The sequence below is a fragment of the Pseudomonas sp. IT-P44 genome (genome assembly GCF_949768225.1).
GTDB classification, from domain to species: Bacteria; Pseudomonadota; Gammaproteobacteria; order Pseudomonadales; family Pseudomonadaceae; genus Aquipseudomonas; species Aquipseudomonas migulae.
Map to the genome: position 1 here is coordinate 48,576 of NZ_CATKQM010000022.1, position 18,421 is coordinate 66,996.

Annotated in this window: 16 protein-coding genes; 11 read left to right on the forward strand and 5 right to left on the reverse strand. The window is 56.3% G+C overall.

All coding sequences use genetic code 11. The features are described 5' to 3' along the window. Window positions 1-84: 84 nt before the first annotated feature. The 5 genes from ACM6IO_RS12915 (at window position 85) to ACM6IO_RS12935 (ending at window position 5,379) form a co-directional block, all read left to right on the forward strand. The gene (locus ACM6IO_RS12915; protein WP_223434848.1) at window positions 85-567 is read left to right on the forward strand and encodes a VOC family protein; all 483 of its coding nucleotides are present in this window, start codon (window positions 85-87) and stop codon (window positions 565-567) included. Beyond that, the gene (locus ACM6IO_RS12920; protein WP_008037515.1) at window positions 564-1,784 is read left to right on the forward strand and encodes an FAD binding domain-containing protein; all 1,221 of its coding nucleotides are present in this window, start codon (window positions 564-566) and stop codon (window positions 1,782-1,784) included. The genes ACM6IO_RS12915 and ACM6IO_RS12920 overlap by 4 nt, the downstream gene beginning before the upstream one ends. A 31-nt stretch (window positions 1,785-1,815) precedes the next feature. Further along, window positions 1,816-2,178 carry a DUF485 domain-containing protein gene (locus tag ACM6IO_RS12925; protein ID WP_414911583.1) on the forward strand — a complete coding sequence of 121 codons (363 nt, stop codon included), beginning with the start codon at window positions 1,816-1,818 and terminating at the stop codon, window positions 2,176-2,178. Then, complete coding sequence (locus ACM6IO_RS12930; protein WP_414911584.1) at window positions 2,175-3,830, forward strand: cation acetate symporter; 1,656 nt, start codon at window positions 2,175-2,177, stop codon at window positions 3,828-3,830. Before ACM6IO_RS12925 ends, ACM6IO_RS12930 begins: the two co-directional genes overlap by 4 nt. 211 nt (window positions 3,831-4,041) lie before the next feature. Continuing rightward, the gene (locus ACM6IO_RS12935) at window positions 4,042-5,379 is read left to right on the forward strand and encodes an OprD family porin (protein ID WP_192226408.1); all 1,338 of its coding nucleotides are present in this window, start codon (window positions 4,042-4,044) and stop codon (window positions 5,377-5,379) included. Window positions 5,380-5,599: 220 nt separating this feature from the next. Here ACM6IO_RS12935 and ACM6IO_RS12940 read toward each other — a convergent pair whose 3' ends face one another. From ACM6IO_RS12940 to ACM6IO_RS12950, 3 genes are read right to left on the reverse strand one after another with little or no spacing between them, the layout of a single operon-like run. Further along, a complete protein-coding gene (locus tag ACM6IO_RS12940) occupies window positions 5,600-7,855 on the reverse strand; it encodes a molybdopterin cofactor-binding domain-containing protein (RefSeq protein ID WP_414911585.1) in 2,256 nt (751 codons plus the stop codon). Further along, window positions 7,852-8,316: a (2Fe-2S)-binding protein gene (locus tag ACM6IO_RS12945; protein WP_008037507.1), complete on the reverse strand. Its 465-nt coding sequence runs from the start codon at window positions 8,314-8,316 to the stop codon at window positions 7,852-7,854. The genes ACM6IO_RS12940 and ACM6IO_RS12945 overlap by 4 nt, the downstream gene beginning before the upstream one ends. Further along, window positions 8,313-9,587, reverse strand: coding sequence for a c-type cytochrome (locus ACM6IO_RS12950; RefSeq protein ID WP_414911586.1), 1,275 nt, complete (start codon window positions 9,585-9,587; stop codon window positions 8,313-8,315). The genes ACM6IO_RS12945 and ACM6IO_RS12950 overlap by 4 nt, the downstream gene beginning before the upstream one ends. A gap of 244 nt (window positions 9,588-9,831) precedes the next feature. On the opposite strand from ACM6IO_RS12950, the gene ACM6IO_RS12955 reads away from it, so the two are divergent. From ACM6IO_RS12955 to ACM6IO_RS12970, 4 genes are all read left to right on the forward strand, one after another. After that, window positions 9,832-10,749 (forward strand): LysR family transcriptional regulator, encoded by a 918-nt coding sequence (locus ACM6IO_RS12955; protein WP_414911587.1) that lies wholly within the window; start codon window positions 9,832-9,834, stop codon window positions 10,747-10,749. Between the two features lie 112 nt (window positions 10,750-10,861). Beyond that, window positions 10,862-11,506: a DsbA family oxidoreductase gene (locus tag ACM6IO_RS12960; protein ID WP_008037502.1), complete on the forward strand. Its 645-nt coding sequence runs from the start codon at window positions 10,862-10,864 to the stop codon at window positions 11,504-11,506. A gap of 37 nt (window positions 11,507-11,543) precedes the next feature. Beyond that, window positions 11,544-12,656 carry an alkene reductase gene (locus tag ACM6IO_RS12965; RefSeq protein WP_207286470.1) on the forward strand — a complete coding sequence of 371 codons (1,113 nt, stop codon included), beginning with the start codon at window positions 11,544-11,546 and terminating at the stop codon, window positions 12,654-12,656. A gap of 54 nt (window positions 12,657-12,710) precedes the next feature. Beyond that, window positions 12,711-13,847 (forward strand): FAD binding domain-containing protein, encoded by a 1,137-nt coding sequence (locus ACM6IO_RS12970; RefSeq protein WP_414911588.1) that lies wholly within the window; start codon window positions 12,711-12,713, stop codon window positions 13,845-13,847. A gap of 142 nt (window positions 13,848-13,989) precedes the next feature. Here ACM6IO_RS12970 and ACM6IO_RS12975 read toward each other — a convergent pair whose 3' ends face one another. Continuing rightward, window positions 13,990-14,247, reverse strand: a complete 258-nt coding sequence (locus ACM6IO_RS12975; protein WP_223434853.1) for a DUF2790 domain-containing protein — start codon at window positions 14,245-14,247, stop codon at window positions 13,990-13,992. Between the two features lie 291 nt (window positions 14,248-14,538). Further along, complete coding sequence (locus ACM6IO_RS12980; protein ID WP_414911589.1) at window positions 14,539-15,660, reverse strand: amidohydrolase family protein; 1,122 nt, start codon at window positions 15,658-15,660, stop codon at window positions 14,539-14,541. A 408-nt stretch (window positions 15,661-16,068) separates the two neighbouring features. On the opposite strand from ACM6IO_RS12980, the gene ACM6IO_RS12985 reads away from it, so the two are divergent. Beyond that, window positions 16,069-16,968, forward strand: a complete 900-nt coding sequence (locus tag ACM6IO_RS12985) for a LysR family transcriptional regulator (RefSeq protein WP_008037473.1) — start codon at window positions 16,069-16,071, stop codon at window positions 16,966-16,968. Window positions 16,969-17,287: 319 nt separating this feature from the next. After that, on the forward strand, window positions 17,288-18,421 hold the full coding sequence (locus tag ACM6IO_RS12990; protein ID WP_414911590.1) for an efflux RND transporter periplasmic adaptor subunit: 1,134 nt from the start codon (window positions 17,288-17,290) through the stop codon (window positions 18,419-18,421).

An 18,421-nucleotide genomic window follows, 5' to 3' on the forward strand; every position in this document is an offset into this window, starting at 1 on the left:
TGACCCATCGGCTATTTACTTCAATTTCGTCAGGACGTATTGTTTATCGAGTGATAAATAAATACAAAAAACGTTGGAGGCACCATGCAAGTCCTGAAGCTCGCTCATTACTCGATCCGGTCGTTCGACCTGGAGAAGTCCAGCCGATTTTATGAAAGGGTGCTCGGTTTTACCCCCGGCTATCGGCCGCCGTTCGATTTTCCTGGCGTTTGGTTGTACATGGGAGGAGATGAGGAGGACTTTGGCACGGTCCACATTATCGGGATTGACCCTTCCAATCCCGAAGGTCTGAAAAACTACCTCGGCGATAAAGAAATCCCGCTGACAGGCACTGGAACCGTCGACCACATCGCCTTTCTGGTAACTGGTCTGGTTGCATTCTGGAGCGTCTTCAAGGCCGAAGGCATTGCCTGGCGTGATCGCACCGTTCCGAGCCTCGGCCTGCATCAGGTTTTCATCGAAGATCCGTCAGGCGTCACCATCGAGCTCAATTTTCCAGCCTCCGAGATTGAAGCGGTTGGTTCTTACGCCTCCCATGTAGCTGCCACTGTGGGAGAGCGGCCATGATCAATACGTTGAATAAACCCCGCGCTATTGTCGTGGGTGGTTCGCTGGGTGGCCTGTTTGCAGCAAATATGCTGTTACGCAAAGGTTGGGATGTTGAAGTTTTCGAGCGTGTTCCGGATGAACTCGCTGGACGAGGCGCCGGGATCGTTACACACCCTGAATTGTTCGAGGCGATGGCCGCTGCGGGAATTCCCCTCGATGCATCTGTCGGTATCAATGTGCTTTCGCGTGTCACGTTGGCCCAGGATGGCGATGTGGTACTTGAAAACGCGCTCCCACAGACGTTGACCGCGTGGGGGAAAATGTACCAGGTTCTTCGCGCCGCATTTCCGGACTCGCTGTACCGCTGCGGTGGTAGCGTCATCTCGGTTGAAAGCACTGACACGCATGCCAGCGTCACGTTGGCCGATGGCACGACTCATCAAGCGGACGTCATTATTGCCGCTGATGGATTTCGGTCGACAATACGCCAGCATTTTTTACCTGACGTACACCTGCAATACGCTGGATATATCGCATGGCGTGGGTTAGTCGATGAAAGTGCTCTATCGGACTCTGCCCACGCAGCGCTATTCGATAAATTCGCTTTTTGTTTGCCGCCACACGAGCAGATCCTGGGGTATCCAGTTGCCGGGCACTCCAACAGCACTCTTGTAGGCGAACGCCGTTATAACTTCGTGTGGTACCGCACCAGTGACGACGACGATTTGCGCGATTTGTTGAGGGACGAAAGCGGGAAACAATTTGAAGGTGGAATTCCTCCGGCGCTGATACGCCGTGATGTGCTAGACACTATGTACCAGTCCGCCGAGACATTACTTGCCCCGCAGTTCGCCGAAGTTGTAAAGAAAGCCGCGCAACCGTTATTCCAGCCCATTTACGACCTGGAAGTACCGAAGATGAATTTCGGGCGTGTCGCTTTGCTCGGCGACGCGGCATTTGTGGCGCGTCCCCATTGCGGAATGGGTGTTACCAAGGCCGCCGGTGATGCGTTGGCAATCGTCGAAGCACTTGAGCGACATGCATCCGTCGAAGAGGCACTGGCGGACTATAGCGAGCAACGCTGTCGTTTCGGGGCGTCGATTGTTCAGCATGCCAGGCATTTGGGTGCGTATATGCAGGCGCAACTGAAAAGCGAGGAAGAGCGCGAAATGGCTGAGTTGTACCGAACCCCGGAAGCCGTAATGCGCGAGACAGCGGTGCCCGTGAAGTTTTAATACAGCCAAAAGCCCTTTGCAGGAGACAACCATGGAACATGCATATCCGCAAGACAGTGGCTCGGCCCTGTCCGCTGAACAGGTTGATAACGCTATTCAAAACCCGATTCTCGAAAATCCGGAGTTTCGTGCTTTGGTAAAACAGCGACGGATATTTTCATGGAGTATGACTGCCCTGATGCTGGCAGTTTATTTCGGATTTATTCTTTCTCTAGCCTTTATACCGGCCCGTTTGGGTACACCTATCATCGAAGGGCAACCGATGACATGGGGCGTGCCAATTGGCTTTGGAATGCTCGCCTTCACGATTCTTCTCGTTGCTGTCTACGTATGGCGAACTAATACCTGCTACGACCCTAAAATAAAAACAATCATCAGGAGCTTCAACAAATGAAGCGTCTACTTATTGCAGTCTCAGCCATCCTGGCTTCGGTAGCGGTATACGCTGCCGACGCTCCGAGCACAGTCCACAAACATAACCCCATTGCCATCGGCATGTTTCTAGCGTTTGTTATTTTTACTCTGTTTGTCACACGATGGGCCGCACGCAAAAACAATAGTGTTGCCGATCACTATGCCGCAGGCGGAAAAATTACCGGCTTCCAAAATGGTTGGGCCATTGCCGGAGACTATATGTCCGCGGCGTCTTTGCTGGGTATCTCCGCGTTGGTGTTTACCAGCGGTTTTGATGGACTGATTTACTCCATCGGTTTCCTTGCAAGCTGGCCGATCATTCTGTTCCTGATTGCCGAACCATTACGCAATTTAGGTCGCTACACGCTGGCGGACGTACTGTCCTATCGCCTGAAACAACGACCCATACGAGCGTTTGCGGCGTCCAGTTCGATCGTGATCGTTCTGCTTTATCTGGTTTCTCAGCTGGTAGGCGCTGGAAAGTTGGTGGAGCTGCTGTTCGGTTTCGATTACACCGCAGCTGTGCTTCTCGTCGGTACGCTAATGGTCATCTATGTTTTCTTTGGCGGGATGCTGGCAACCACCTGGATTCAGATCATCAAGGCAGTCTTACTGCTGACTGGCTGTGTCTTCATGGCTTTCATGGTCTTGTCCGAATTCGGATTCAGCCTGAACCAGCTGTTCACTCAAGCTACCCAAGTGCATCCATCCCATGTAGCAATCATGAGTCCAGGAGGGCTGATTACTGACCCGGTGTCTGCGATTTCCCTGGGGCTGGCATTAGTCTTCGGTACGGCAGGTCTTCCACATATTCTCATGCGGTTCTTCACCGTCGGTAACGTCAAGGCTGCGCGCCAAAGTATTCTTTATGCCACCGGTCTTGTCGGCATAGGGTACGCACTGATCGTCATCATCGGTTTCGGCACCATCGCCCTGGTTGCCAGCAATCCCGCCTATCATGATGCGTCAGGTGGAATATTGGGTGGCGTTAATATGGTTGCGATTCACCTCGCACATAACGTCGGCGGCAATGTCTTCCTCGGGTTTATGTGTGCGGTATCGTTCTCGACAATATTGGCAGTAGTGGCAGGGTTGACCCTTGCAGGCTCGTCTGCCGTTTCTCATGATCTTTATGCACATGCCTTGCGCCGTGGTACCGCAAGCGACCGTGAAGAAATGCGCGTCTCTCGTGTTACAACCATCGTGCTGGGTGTGTTGTCGATTCTGCTGGCGATTGCTTTCGAGAAACAGAACATCGCATTTATTGTGAGCTTAACGTTCTCCATCGCCGCAAGTTCCAATTTTCCAGTGCTGTTGTTGTCGATTTACTGGAAGGGCTTAACGACGCGTGGCGCCGTGATTGGCGGATCGTTGGGGCTGGTGTCTGCAATTACCCTGTGCATTCTCAGTCCTACTGTTTGGGTCAAGATTCTCCATCATCAGCAAGCCTGGTTCCCGTATGAATACCCGGCCCTGTTCTCAATGGCTGTCGCATTTATCGGTATTTTCTGGTTCTCCATTACTGATCGTTCCGCCAGCGCCGTAGTTGAACGCAGTCGATTCGAGAATCAGTTGGTCGATACGGAGCTGGGTACGCCGGCAACATGGAAGGCGCAACTTAAAACTGATTAAGCCAGGTGATGGCTGTCTACATTAAATAACTACAAATTTCTGCATGAAAGTGTAGCTCCTGTAACGCTGGTCGCGAGAAGTTGATTTTTAATAAGCGAACTAAGGTTTGGCTGTGTGCTTCTCGCGCACCATAAGCTATCGGAATACCTACGTCTGGAAAGTCGCTTAATAGTTCATACAAAAATAACAATTTAAACTTGGGTGAAAATAAATGAAGTGTACTTTTGCTGTTGCGACAGCCATGTGTGTATTGGCGCAGCAAGCCCATGCGGCTGGTTTTGTCGATGATAGTAAGGCTGCGATTAAACTGCGTAACTTCTATATCAATAGCGATTACCGAGACTCGGCAACACCCGCTCAGAAAGCAGCCAACCAGAGTTATCAAGCGGAGTGGGGGCAAGCCTTTCAACTCGAATTCATCTCGGGCTATACCCCGGGGCCTGTGGGTTTTGGTGTTGATGCGTTGGGCATGCTGGGCGTCAGGCTGGATTCAAGCGCCGGTAAACATGGCAATCCGACGGGCACGAACTACGGTGGCGTGGTATTTCCAAGTGACGGTGACCATGCGGTTGACGATTTCTCCAACTTGGGGCTGACCGGGAAAATGAAAATATCCAAGACCGAACTGAAGCTTGGAACTCTGGTCCCAAAACTGCCGGTGATCTTCAGCAATGACGGGCGTTTGTTGCCTCAAACCTGGCAAGGAACCCAGGTTTCTTCGGCCGACATCAAAGACCTGACCTTGATCGGCGGGCAAATTGAAGAGGTGAAGGGGCGCAACTCCAGCAACAATGAAAATATGTCCATCGCAGGCGCCAATAATGCGGTCACTGGCCGCTTCAGTAATAAATTTATTTACGCCGGTGGCGATTACAAGCTGACTAAAGATCTAACCTTGCAGTACTACTACGGCAATCTAAAAGATTTTTATAAGCAGAATTTTCTTGGCCTGATTCACAACTGGGCAATCGGGCCAGGTGTACTGACCAGTGATGTTCGATACTTTAATAGCAAGGATGATGGTGCAAACGGCCATGACCCTGCGTATTTTACGACAGGCTACTACGGCGGTAACACGCTGAAAGGAAAAGTCGATAACGATTTGTACAGTGGGTTGTTTACCTACGCGGTTGCGGGTCACACTTTCGGAGCAGGCTATGAAGTCAGTGATGGGAAAAGTGACTTCCCTTATTTAAACCAGGGGGACGGCCCCACCACCTACACCATCACGGAAATGCAGGTTCAGAAGTTTGTTCGTGCTGGCGAGAAGTCGTGGCAAGCCCGTTACTCTTTTGACTTCGCAAAACTGGGTCTGCCTGGTGCGACGGCAGGTGTTGTGTATGTTAAAGGTAATGATATCAATACTGTCGCATCTAGCAATTCCAGCGAATGGGAACGTGATATTACGCTCGCCTATGTCGTGCAATCAGGCCCTTTCAAAGGCTTGGGTGTCATGTGGAAAAATGCAATGGTGCGGAATAATATCCCGAACGCCCGCCAACAAGACGAGAATCGCGTGATTATAAATTACCAGTTGGCATTGTTTTGATTTTTAAACGCAGGCGATAGTTTGTGGCGGAAACTATGCGGTGAGTCAGTGCTGTTGTGACTGGCCGCTGTAACTGACAGGCAGCGCTTTAACAGGTGTTGCATGTACATGTCGTTCTCTTCCAACGGCATGTTTTTAAGTAGAGTAACGTTTCCCTTAGTTGGGGTAGGGCGGTGCAAGTGATCCTTCACCGCCCTTTTTTATTCTGAACAGGGGGCGTTCATGATCCCAGAGCATCCTGCCAACCACGTCGTGCCAACGGCAGATCCAGCAAGCGCTTGCCGATGGCATCACTGATGGCGTTGCCCAGCGCCGCGGCCATGGGGCCCTGGACGATTTCCGCCGCGCCGAGGAATGGCTGGCCGGGCTGATCAATCATGTGCACCTCGACCTGTTTCGGCAACTCGGGAAAACGCATGATCGGATAGCCGCTCCAGTCGAAGCTATGCATGCCGCTGGCGTCATAGAGGATTCGTTCATAGAGCGTCCAGCTGGCGGACTGAACGATGCCACCCTGGACCTGATTGAGTAGCCCATCGGGGCTGACTATTTGCCCCACATCGACGGCGGCCACCACCCGATCAATCGTCACTTGCCCGGTCTGCCGTTGCACATGCAGCTGCACGGCGATGGCGCAGTAACCCATGATGTTTTTATAGCGAGCGAAGGCGAAGCCGATTCCGCTGCCGGGGCCAGTTGCCTTTTGCGGCCAACCGAAGCTGCTGGCCACACGTTCCACCACCGCCCGTGCTCGTGGATCGCTCAGGTGATTGAGGCGAAATTGCACCGGGTCCACGGCGGCCTGCGCTGCCAGTTCATCGACAGTGCTCTCGATGGCGAACACGTTGATATGGGCGCCGAGCGAACGCATGGCCGAGGTCCTGAACGGCATGGTCAGAACGAAGTTCAGATCGACCTGCAGGTTGGGTATCTCGTACAACGGAACCGAGTTACGGTCGCCGTCACCCTCGGGCTGGGCAATAGGGATCGAAGGGACTGGGGTGAAGGGCCTGGCCAACAGCCACGCCGGTAACAAGCGCCCGGCATTGACGATACGTTCGTTGTGCGGCGTGCTCCAGAGTTCGTATTTCCAGTCCCGAAGGCGCCCGCTGTCGTCCAGTCCTGCTTCCACTTCGGCAAGCATCGCCGAGCTGTAGGGCTCCCAAAGATTTTCCTGCTCGCGCATCCATTGCACCCGTATCGGCTTGCCGGGTATGGCCATGGCGATCAGCGCGGCATCGGCTGCGGCGTCATCCGCGCCGTTGTGGCCGTAGCAACCGGAGCCTTCGGCGTGGATGCAACGCACCTGTGCCACCGGCAGGCCGACCATCTCGGCGATGCCCATGCGCAGAGGATAGACGCCTTGAGTGTGGGTCCAGACGGTCAGTGTTCCGTCCCTGAACCAGGCTACTGAACAAGACGGCCCGATGGAGCCGTGCATGAGGTATTGCTTGGTCACCCGTGCCTTGTAGGCCCGTGGCGCAGGTTGCGCGAGGTTGCCCTTGGCGCTCACCGGGTAGCGTCGCGCTGGCAACTCGGTGAGGAGTTGATGGATATGTGTTGAGTCGGGCAGCGGATTACCTTCTGTCCAGCGGGCAGAGGCGTAGCCTTCGCGCATCGCTTTGACTGCCAGCCATTCATCGGTGGCGACCACGGCGAGGTAACTGCCGTTGCGGACCAGTTTCACCACACCGGGGAGTTTTTTGAGGGCCGCCTCGTCGATGTCCAGCAGCTGACTGCCGCGCCGGGGTGGGCGTATCACACGGGCATGCAGCATGTCGGGCAGACGCATGTCTTGCACATAAGCCGCACCGCCGCTGACCTTGGCTGGAATGTCCAGTCGAGGCAATGACGTGCCGATCAGTGTGAAGCTGCTGGCTGGCTTGAAGGGCGAGCTGGCCGATGCGAAGCGATGCAGTTGAACCCCGACAACCGCTTGCACGTAGGTCATGCTGCGACCTTGCGCATCGTAGATCACGGCGTCCCGCGTGCTCAGGCTGGCGACTTTCTGCTGCCATTGCCGTGCCGCAGATTCGAGTAACAGCTGACGTACCTGGGCCGCAGCATTGAACAACGCAGTGCCGCTGTCGACGATTGTATGGCTGCCGGCGGTATAGCCTTCGTTGGGCGTCAGCGCGGTGTCGGCGGTGAGAAAACGGATGAGCCCGGGCGACACTTCCAGGCGCTCGGCGGCGATCTGCAGGAGCGCCGTTTTGACGCCGGTGCCCAGCTCCACTTTGCCGGTGTAGACGGTGATGCCATCTTTCGCGTCAATGCGGATCCAGGCGTCCAGATAGGGCGTGGCCCGCAGGCTGCCCGGCAGGTCAGGTGCCAGGATTTGCGTGCCCAAGGTGTCCACTTCGGTGTCGGCGAAGGCGCGCGGAATGCCTGGAAGCATCGCGAACCCCATCACCAACGCACCATTGATCACGAACGCACGGCGGCTCAGATTGACGTTTTGCGTCGAGGTTTTCATACCTTGGCTCCCTGCGCGATGACCGACTTGATAGCGGCGAGGATCCGCACATGGGTGCCGCAGCGACACAGGTTGGGTGCCATGTGGCGACGGATCGTTTCATCATCCGGATGAGGGTTGGCCTCCAACAAAGCCTGCGCCCGTACGATCATCCCCGCGATGCAATAACCGCACTGGGCCGCCTGTTCGTCGATAAAGGCCTTCTGCAACGGCCCCGGTTGGTCGGCGCTGCCCAGGCTCTCCACGGTGCGCACAGATTTTCCCGCCAGCGCGCCACACGGTGTCAGGCATGAAAACACCGGTTTGTCGTCTACTAAAACCGTGCAAGCGCCGCACTGACCCAGGCCGCAGCCGTACTTGGCTCCATTGAGCCCCACCTGGTTGCGCAAGGCATAAAGCAGCGGCATGTCTTGCGCAATGTCCAGTACATGAGTCTTGCCGTTGATGTCGAGTGTGATCACGGTTGCTGCTCCTGAGCCCGAATGCTCTTGATAGTTTTCTCCAGGTCCGTCCAGGGTCTGGTCGCGCAGCTGTCGGTGCGCAAATACTCGGCAATGGCGGCCAGATGGCTATCGTCGAGGTTGTGTGCGAAGGCCGGCATGTAGTGGCTGGGAGCGGCACTGGACATCGGGATGCCTTGCAGGATGGTTTGGATTAAATTGCGTGGTGAGTCCGCCGTTACTGCCGAAGTGCTGGCCAGAGCGGGCCTCGACTCAATGGCGCGCATCGGGGCGGCGGTGCCGTGGCAGCTCGCGCAGGCACCTTCGAATAACGAGGCGCCCAGAAGCGCCTTGGCACTGGGCTCGGCCTCAGTGGTACAGGGCGGCAACGTCGCATCCGGTGAGGTTTTCTTGAGGTCAAGAATGTACTGCGCGATGGCATGGGCATCTTCCTCCGGCATCTGCGCAATGCTCAGGCTGACCGGCAACATCGGGCCCGCTGCTGCGCCGTGTCCTTCGGCGACCTCGCCGGTCAGGTAGGCGACCAGTTGGGCTTCATTCCAGGGATGTTGCGCAGAGGCCATTGCGCGCAGGGCAGGGGCCGTCCAGCCGTCGACGATACCGCCGTTGAACAGCTCGCTGCTTTTCTCCCCGCCAATCAAATTCAGGGGCGAATGGCAGGATGAACAGTGTCCCGCGCCCTCGACCAGATAGCGTCCGCGGTTCCATTGCGCTGTTTGCCCGGGAAGTGTTTCCAGCGGATCCCCATGCAGGAACAGCAGGTTCCAGAAAGACACCAGCGGACGGAAATTCATGGGAAAGACCATATGGTTTTCCGGTGCGGTGTAGTTGACCGGGTCCACGCTCATCAGGAAGGCATAGGTATCCGCAATATCTGCATCGCTCATCTTTCGGTAATGCACGTAGGGGAACGCCGGATAGAGAAAATGGCCGTCGCGCGCGATGCCTTCACGCATGGCCCGTTCAAAGGCGTCCAGCGACCACTGGCCGATACCGGTTTCCCGGTCTGGGGTTATGTTGGTGGTGAAGAGTGTTCCGAAGGGCGTTACCAGCGGCAATCCTCCCGCCATGTAAGCGCCGCCGGGTCGTGTGTGGCAGACCGCACAATCGCCCGCTTCGACGACGCGTCGGCCTCTGTCCAGGGTCTCGCGATCTGCATTTTCGGGCGGGCTGACAGTGGCGATTTCCGGCCTCCACATCATCCAGAATGCAAACCCTATCCCCACGATGCCGATTGCCAGAACGGCACCGATGATCGTCTTGCGCTTCATCGCCTTACCTCTCGAGCTCAGTTAACGACAGATTTTTCAATCCGCCGCGTGCGATTGGCGTACGGCGACTTTCTGTGGCGTGAGCTTAGAGAGGGCGGTTGTGATGGAGTACCCCATCAAGGCGCAACGCTACATTGCGCCCAGCGCAACGACGTCAGAATTAACAACCGTTAACTCGCGCCACTTGCGCGCTTGTCCAAAGATGGATGCTCAAGGAATGTACCGATGGCATTGAAGGAGTTTCATGGACAAGCTGCTCGCACTGAAAATGTTCATCCAGTCGGTAGATTCCAAGGGCTTTTCGGCGGCCGCCAGGCAACTCAATCTGGCGACTTCTTCAGTGACCAGAATGATCGACAGGCTTGAGGGTGACCTCGGTACCGTGCTGCTTAATCGCTCTACCCGGCAAGTCACGTTGACGGATGCCGGGAGTGCTTATTACTTGAAAGGCCGGGATATTCTGAATGCCATGGCGGAGGCTGACGAGTCGGTTTCGGATCGTGGTGAAGTGCCCGCGGGGCAGCTGCGTATTTCGGTCCCCGTGGCGTTTGGACACCGCCTCATCGCCCCTCATATCTCCACGCTTTTAGAGCGTTACCCAATGCTCATGCTGGATATGACGTTATCTGACGACATCGTCGATCTGCTCGGCGAAAGCATCGATCTATCGATCCGGATGGGGTCGCCGGCGGCGATGGAAGCTGTGGTCAGTCGCCGCATCGGCAGCTTTCGACGCCGGGTGGTCGCCAGTGCCGAGTACCTGAATGCTCGCGGACTTCCTGACCAACCCATGGACCTCATGCGATACGAGTGCATGTGCTTCAACTACGGTGCACCGCAGCAGGTCTGGACATTTACAGGCAAGGGACAAGCGATTCGCGTGCCCGTCGACGGGCAGTTCAAGAGCAACAATGCCGAGGTTTTGCGTGACGTGATACTGGCCGGTAGCGGGGTGGCGCTTTTGCCCGATTGGCTGGTCAATGATGATATCGACAGTGGTCGATTGACGTCATTGTTCGACGCTTTTGTCGTCAATCCGGACAGCGCAAGTTCGGCGATCTCGGCCCTGTACCTGCCCAACCACCGCGGCTCGAAACGCATCAATACGTTCATTGATTTCCTCACCGAGTTACTCGGATCGGAGTGTCAGCTCGTGGGCTGATCGCCCCACCTTTGCGTTTTGCGAAACGCAACGTTGTGCAGAAGGTGGATTCTCTGACGGGGACCGGCCGCCTACCGTGGGGGTGTGAAAACATTCAACCACGGAGACTGCCATGAGTTTGCACTCATCCAAGATTCAGGTGACTTACGACTTCATCTGCCCATGGTGCTGGATCGGTGAAGAAAATCTCGAACGCGCGCTTGCCGCTTCGGATTATTCAGCTGACGGCCACATTACGTTCCTGCCTTATCAGTTGAACCCGGACATGCCTGTTCAGGGCATGGATCGTAAAGCCTACCGCTCTGGCAAGTTCGGCAGCTGGGCGCGTAGCCAGGCCATGGACGCACAGGTGACCCACGCCGGCAAGGCTGTCGGTCTGGAGTTCGATTACCAACGAGTCGAAAAAACCCCCAACACCTTGGCAGGGCATCGGCTGGTATGGCGAGAGCAACTGGCGGGTAGAGACGCTTCCCTCCTGATCAAGGCCATTTTCAAGGCGTACTTCAGCGAGGGGCGGGATATCGGCGACCTCAATGTGCTGGCCGACATCGCTGCCGAAACGGGGCTGGACCGGGGGGCTGTTGTCGACTTTCTCAGCACCGAGGAAGGCACCGCTGAAGTCCTGAAGCTGGAGGCCATAACCAAGGCCTCCGGTGTGCGCTCGGTACCGAGTATTCAGATCGCAGACGACGTCATCAGTGGTGCTCAGCCCATCGAAGTAATGATCCAGATACTAAGACGAAGCCAGGCGGCTTAAGCCGTTTTTTCAATCCCTATTCATTCAGGAAATCATCATGACTCATCACTTGTTCAGCCCGATCAAACTCGGCCTGCTCACCCTTGATCACCGCGTCGCCATGGCCCCTTTGACTCGCTCCCGTGCGGGCCAGCCTGGCAACGTACCGACCTCAATGAACGTCGAGTACTACCGTCAGCGTGCCAGTGCCGCGTTGATCATCACCGAGGCTACGCAGATTTCGCAGCAGGGGCAGGGTTACGCCTGGACGCCCGGCATCCATAGCGACGAGCAGATTCAGGGCTGGAAAGCTGTCAGCGAAGCCGTGCACGCAGAAGGCGGGCGCATCTTCCTGCAGCTCTGGCATGTGGGGCGGGTGTCGCACCCGGTATTTCAACCTGACGGCGGCCTGCCGGTGGCACCGACCGCGCAGCCGGTCCCAGGCAAGACGTTCATCCTGAATGAAAAGGGCGAGGGGGTCTGGGGTGATGTACCGGTTCCTCAGGAACTGGACATTCCAGGCATTGAAGCGATCGTCGCCGACTTCCGCAAGGCCGCTCGCAATGCACTTCTTGCCGGTATGGACGGTGTGGAGATTCACGCAGGCAATGGTTATCTGCTTGACCAATTTATCAACAGCGCCAGCAACCAGCGTAGCGATCGCTACGGTGGAAGTATCGAAAACCGCGCGCGGCTATTGCTCGAAGTCGTGCAAGCCGTGACCGAAGAAATAGGCGCCGAACGCGTTGCTGTGCGCCTGACACCGATGGGGCGTTTCATGGGCATGGGTGATGACACTCCGGAACAAACCTTTGGCTACATTGCATCCCGGCTCAATCACTGGAATCTCGCTTACCTGCACCTGGTAGAACCGATGATGGTCGGCACGGTGCTCGACGAAAGTAACGATCCCCGCTGGGACGCCATCATCAAGCAGCTGCGTACTGACTTCCATGGCGTTCTGATGCTGGCGGGTGGTTACACCGGCGAAACGGCCGAGCAGGCCATCGCGCAGGGGCGTGCCGACCTCATCGCTTTTGGTCGCCCGTTCATTGCCAACCCCGACTTGCCAGCGCGTTTGCGTGGCCGTACCGAACTCAACCCGGCGGACGGCAACAGCTTTTTTGGCGGCGACGCCAAGGGGTACATCGACTATCCGGTGTTGGCATAACACAACGTCGAATCCAGAGGCTGTGGGAATCACCCTGCTACGAGGAGAGAGGTAATGAAGAGTTCAGACGTTCCGAAGGCCTTGGTCATTGGTGGTTCCCTGGGAGGACTGTTCGCCGCCACGGCGTTGCGTGCGATTGGCTGGCACGTCGATATTTTCGAGCGATCCCCCGCGGCGATGGATAGCCGTGGTGGAGGCATTGTTCTGCAAGCAGATGTTCTTCAGCATTTTCGCTATGCCGGAATCAAACCTGCCAATGCACTTGGGGTCCGCTCCCATGATCGTCTGTATTTGAATCGAGCTGGCACCGTCGTGCATAAAGAGCCGATGCCGCAAACTCAGACGTCCTGGAACACGCTCTACAACTCATTGTTCTCTGCCTTTCCTGCCGAGCACTATCACCGTGGAAAGACGCTGGTTGATCTGACTCAAAATGAGCAACGAGTGACTGCGAATTTTGCAGATGGCAGCAGTGCTGAGGGAGACCTGCTGATTGGTGCCGATGGTGCGGGTTCAACCGTGCGAAGTCTGGTGTTGCCTGGTGCGCAATACACCTATTCGGGGTATGTAGTCTGGCGTGGTCTGGTTGATGAGGACGGACTTCCAGACTTCGCCAAAGCGCAGCTTTACGAAGACTTTGTCTTTCAACAAGACCCTGAATCGTTGATGTTGGAATACATGGTGCCGGGCTTGAATGGCTCGGTTAATCCTGGCGAGCGACGGTTCAACTGGCTCTGGTATTTGAAAGCTGCCCAAGGCGCAGCATTAGATGCTGTGCTCACTGATAACAATGGTCATCGGCGTAGCCACTCGATTCCACCGGGAGCCTTGGCCGCTCAGCAGGATGCTTACCTGCGGGACATGGGTGAGCAGCATGCCAACCCGGCTTTTCGTGAACTGATTCGCCAGACCAAGGATATTTTCGTTCAAGCGATCCTTGATCTGAAAGTCCCCCAAATGGTGTTTGGTCGCGTGTTGCTGACTGGCGATGCCGCTTTTGTGCCGCGTCCTCATACGGCCGGCAGCACGGCCAAGGCAGCCCGCAATGCACTGTCCCTGGCTCAAGCGATCGACGATATTGGCGACATCGATAAAGGCTTGCTGGTCTGGCAGCACCTGCAACTTGCAGAAGGCAAGCGTATGGCGGATTGGGGGGTGAGCATGGGTGACCGGATCATGGGCATCAACTGATCCTGATTCAGCAGCTTTAACTGGATAAAGTTCGTTTACAGACGGGGTGTTGTTGCAGTATTTCCAGTCTGGAATATAAAAAGAGGAGAAAGCTTCAGCTCGAAGCTTTCTCCTCTTTTTGGCATCTGCATGTTTTAAGGCATTAACCATTCAGGCAAGCGCTACCGAATATCTTGTATTGCAGGTCGTGCGTTGCACCCTTGTGATCCACATACACCATGTGCGCATCCACCGGGCCGCAAGCGTTATTTGTGTCCTCTGCAGTAGTGATGTTGATGACTTTGGCGATATCCATGTGTTCGGAGTAGTTGTAGTGCTCAGGTTCAGGAGTGGCGACCTTGACGTTGGAAGCGCTTTGGGCAGAAGCGTAAACGCTGAACATCATGAGTGAGGCGAGCATTGCGTATTTCATGAGGGTGATTTCCAGAGGTTATTTAAGAAGGAACTCTTTGTGTGCTTCTGGAGTTAATTGTGATGTCGAGCGTTAGTTTATAAAAATACCCAATTCAAATACCGGTAATTACCACAATTGATGTGTCGCCAACGTGCCTGACAACAAGTGACTGATAAGTTGCATGATCGACAAAGCGCCAGGTATTGCTCACTTGTCCACTTCGTCATGAAGGCTTGAATCGGAGCAAAAAAAAGGCCGGTCAGACCGGCCAAAGGGAAATTGAGTGTTTCGCTAAAGTTATCCGCGGAGTCCGAGGATTCTGGCCGCGTTTCCACCGAGCACTGCAGCCTTCTCGCGGGGGCCCAGACCGACGCTTTCTACAAAACGCACCGGTTGTTCGTATCCCATGTCGAAGCAGTAGTCGCTGCCCAGTACAAGATGGTCGATACCGACATTGGCGATCAAATAGTCCAGAACCGGCCCGGAGTGTGAAACGGTGTCGTAGCTGAATCGCGTTAAATAGCTGCTCGGCTTTTGAGCCAGGCGCCGGGTCTCTGGACGTGAATTCCAGCCTGCGTCGAGACGCCCGACGAGTATTGGCAATGCTCCACCGGCGTGGGGCAATGACACATGCAGCTGTGGGTAGCGATCCAGTATTCCACCGAGAATCAGGTGTGAAGCCGCGATAGCGGTATCGAACGGGTTGCCCAGCAGGTTGCTCAGGTAATAGTTACTCAAGCGGCTGCCGCCAACCGTTTGTTGCGGGTGCAGGAACACTGGCAGTCCCAGCTGTTCAATGCGGGCAAAGACTGGTGCAAAGCGTGGATCGTCCAAGTCCAGACCGTTGATATTGGTGCCCATATAAACGCCCCGCACCCCGGGCAGTTCGGCTGTGCGTTCCAGCTCGATAATGGCGTCGTGCACATCCAGCATCGGCAACGTCGCCAGTACCACAAAACGCAGCGGGTGTTGGCGATGAACAGTTGACGCGGCATCGTTCCAGGCACGTGCCAGGCGGGCATTGAGTTGACGATCTGCCCAGTACACCATCGGCACGCTCAAGGACAGCGCCTGAACATCGACGCCTGCGCGATCCATGTCGAGCAAGCGCGCTTGCACATCGATAAATTTCAGGGGCAAAGGCCCTAATCCGCCGGCCGGGGTAGCGAAGCTGAATGAATTTTCCTGGCGGGTATAGCTTCCACCGAAAGCTTTGCCATCACCGCCCAAGAGGTGCAAGAACTCTTCAGGGTAGTAATGCGCATGGATGTCCACCGATCTCACCGGGATGTCGGCACCCCTCTTGATCGGCCCCGCCGAGGCGGGTACCAAACGGGTGACCAGCAGGCCGCCCGCAGTAGCTGCCATGATGCCTAGCAGTTGGCGACGGGTCTTCGAGAGACAGCAGGGACATTGCATGGTCAATCTCCTTTTTATTGTTTTTGTTGGGCGATGAACGCCAAGACGCCTTTATTGATCAGTCGATTACTTTTGGGTTTTGATTATCAATCGATAAATTGAAATAATGCAAGGGGCTTCAATTGGCCTTCGTTCCAAATCGGAATCATGGGGAGCGTTGGCGGTGATGAACGTTCTGCTATAGTCGCGAGCTTACTGATCGCTCGATAAAAAGGAGTGGCAATGACTGACTCCACCTCTGATCCGATAGACGCGCTTGATTGGCGGAATCGCCGCAAGAGCGCCCGCGCAGGTAGTCAGAAGCCATGCAAGCCCAAACCCGCTACCGATTGAGCACAGCCATGCAAGACGCCCACCGCCTGGTCATGCACAGTCGTTACCTTTACTTTTCGATCTCGGAATCCGTTCATGGATAAGTTGCTGGCGCTCAAAATGTTTGTCGAAACGGTTCGCTGCGGTGGTTATTCGGCAGCGGCGCGCAAGCTCGGCATCTCCACTTCGTCAGTGACGCGACAGGTAGCCGGACTGGAAAGCGAGTTAGGCGCCAGCCTGCTTAACCGCACCACGCGCAACACCAGCGTCACGGTGGCGGGCCAGAACTATTTCGATAAAGCCGTGGCGATCCTCGAGGCCATCGACGAGGCCGATGCCGTCGTTACCGACCGCGGCAGTGAAGCCCAGGGGCGATTACGGGCCAGCGTCCCGGTGGAATTCGGCCGACGTATCATCGCTCCCCATCTGGGGCGGTTGCTTGAGCGCCATCCTGGCCTGGAGATCAGCCTTTCGCTGAGCGACGAGGTCAGTGACCTGCTCAGCGAGCAAATCGACGTGTCCGTGCGTCTTGGTTCATCGGTTGTCAGTGATGACATCGTCAGCAAGCGAATCGGTGATTTCCAGCGTTGGGTGGTGGCAAGTCCCGAATACCTGACGCGTACCGGGCTACCCCGGCACCCGCGTGACCTGTTGGAGCATCAGTGTCTGCGTTTTGATTACCGCACGGGTCACCACAATTGGACCTTTCAGGGCGACGAAGAAGTTATCCGCTTGAATGTGCAGGGACGGTTGCAAAGCAACAACGCCGACATTCTGCGCGAGGCGGCGTTGGCCGGTGGCGGGGTGACGCTGTTGGCCGATTGGCTGGTGCGTGACGACGTCAGCGCAGGTCGGCTCACGCGCGTGCTGGAGCAGTATGAGGTCAACCCTGGCAGTGCAAGCACCTGCATCAATGCGTTGTATCTGCCCAATCATCGTGGTTCCAGCCGCATCAATGTGTTCATAGAGTTTCTCAAGGAAATACTCGCCCCCTAAGCACGTCCTGTGCATTTGACCAGACGGCGTTGCGCGTCGCTTTTGACCGAATCGAAATGCCGGCCGATGCCATCGCGGCGCACAGCGTGCTGCCTTGATTGCGCGCTCGCGCAACGGCAGCGTTGCCGAATGCGCAACGAAGCCTTGCAGTGGGCAGCGATTCTCCCGGCGTGCCCGGGTTCGTAAAGTGATGCCCATCAACTGACCCCGGTCGTCAACGCGCCACCCCGCGGCACTGACAAATTTTTTCAATTGGAACTCGCCCCGATTCGGCCGGCTACGGCCCGCTATCGCCTGGCGAAAGTATGAGGAATGTCCTATGAAGCCCCTGCAGACGGTTCCCTTGATCCTCTCGGCTCTGGCGCTGGCGGTCGTGCTCGCTGGCTGCAAGCAAGAGGCCCCGGTACAAGCTGTCACACCGCCACAGGTTGGTGTCGTGACGCTTCAATCACAAACGTACACAGTGCAAAGCGAGCTACCGGGACGTACCGCGCCGTTCCGCGTTGCAGAAGTGCGGCCGCAAGTGGACGGTATCATCGAGCAGCGTCTGTTTGACGAGGGCAGTGAGGTGAAACCCGGACAGCCGCTGTACCGCATTGATCCATCACCGTACGAAGCAGACGTCGCCCGCGCCCGCGCATCGTTTCAACAGGCCCGTTCCCTCGCAGACCGTTATCGACAGCTGATCGGAGAAAAGGCGGTGAGCCGTCAAGAGTTCGAGGATGCACAGGCGCGACAACTGACGGCGGAGGCTGACCTCAAGCGTGCCGAGATCAACCTGCGTTACACCCGTGTGCTTGCACCGATTGCTGGCCGCATCGGCCGCTCCAGCGTGACCGAAGGTGCGCTTGTGAACAACGGCCAGGCAGCGGCCATGGCATCGATTCAGCAACTCGACCCCATCTATGTCGATATCACTGAGTCATCTGCAAACCTGCTCAAACTGCGTGATGATCTCAAGCAAGGGCGCCTGGAGAAGGCGGGGGCGGACGCCGCCGTGGTGAGCCTCGCGCTGGAAAATGGCAGTGCCTATGGACTGCCGGGGCGCTTGAAGTTTTCTGAGGTGTCAGTCGACCCCTCCACCGGTTCGGTGACCCTGCGCGCCGTGTTTCCCAACCCGGAGCACCTGCTACTCCCTGGTATGTTTGTGCGTGCAAAACTTCAGAGCGGCGTCCGACAAGCCGCCATCCTTGCTCCGCAGCAAGGGGTGACCCGCGACCTGAAGGGTAATCCCAGCGCACTGGTGGTCAGCGCTGATGGAACCGTTGAACAGCGTCCCCTGACGGCCAATCGCACAGTGGGCAACCAATGGCTGGTGGAGCGTGGCCTCGAAGCGGGCGATCGATTGATCACTGAAGGGCTGCAGTTCGTCAAGCCAGGCATGAAGGTCTCCGTGACTGCCGCGCAAAACGTGGCACCGGTGTTGGCCGGTGCCGTGGCTGGGGGGAACTGA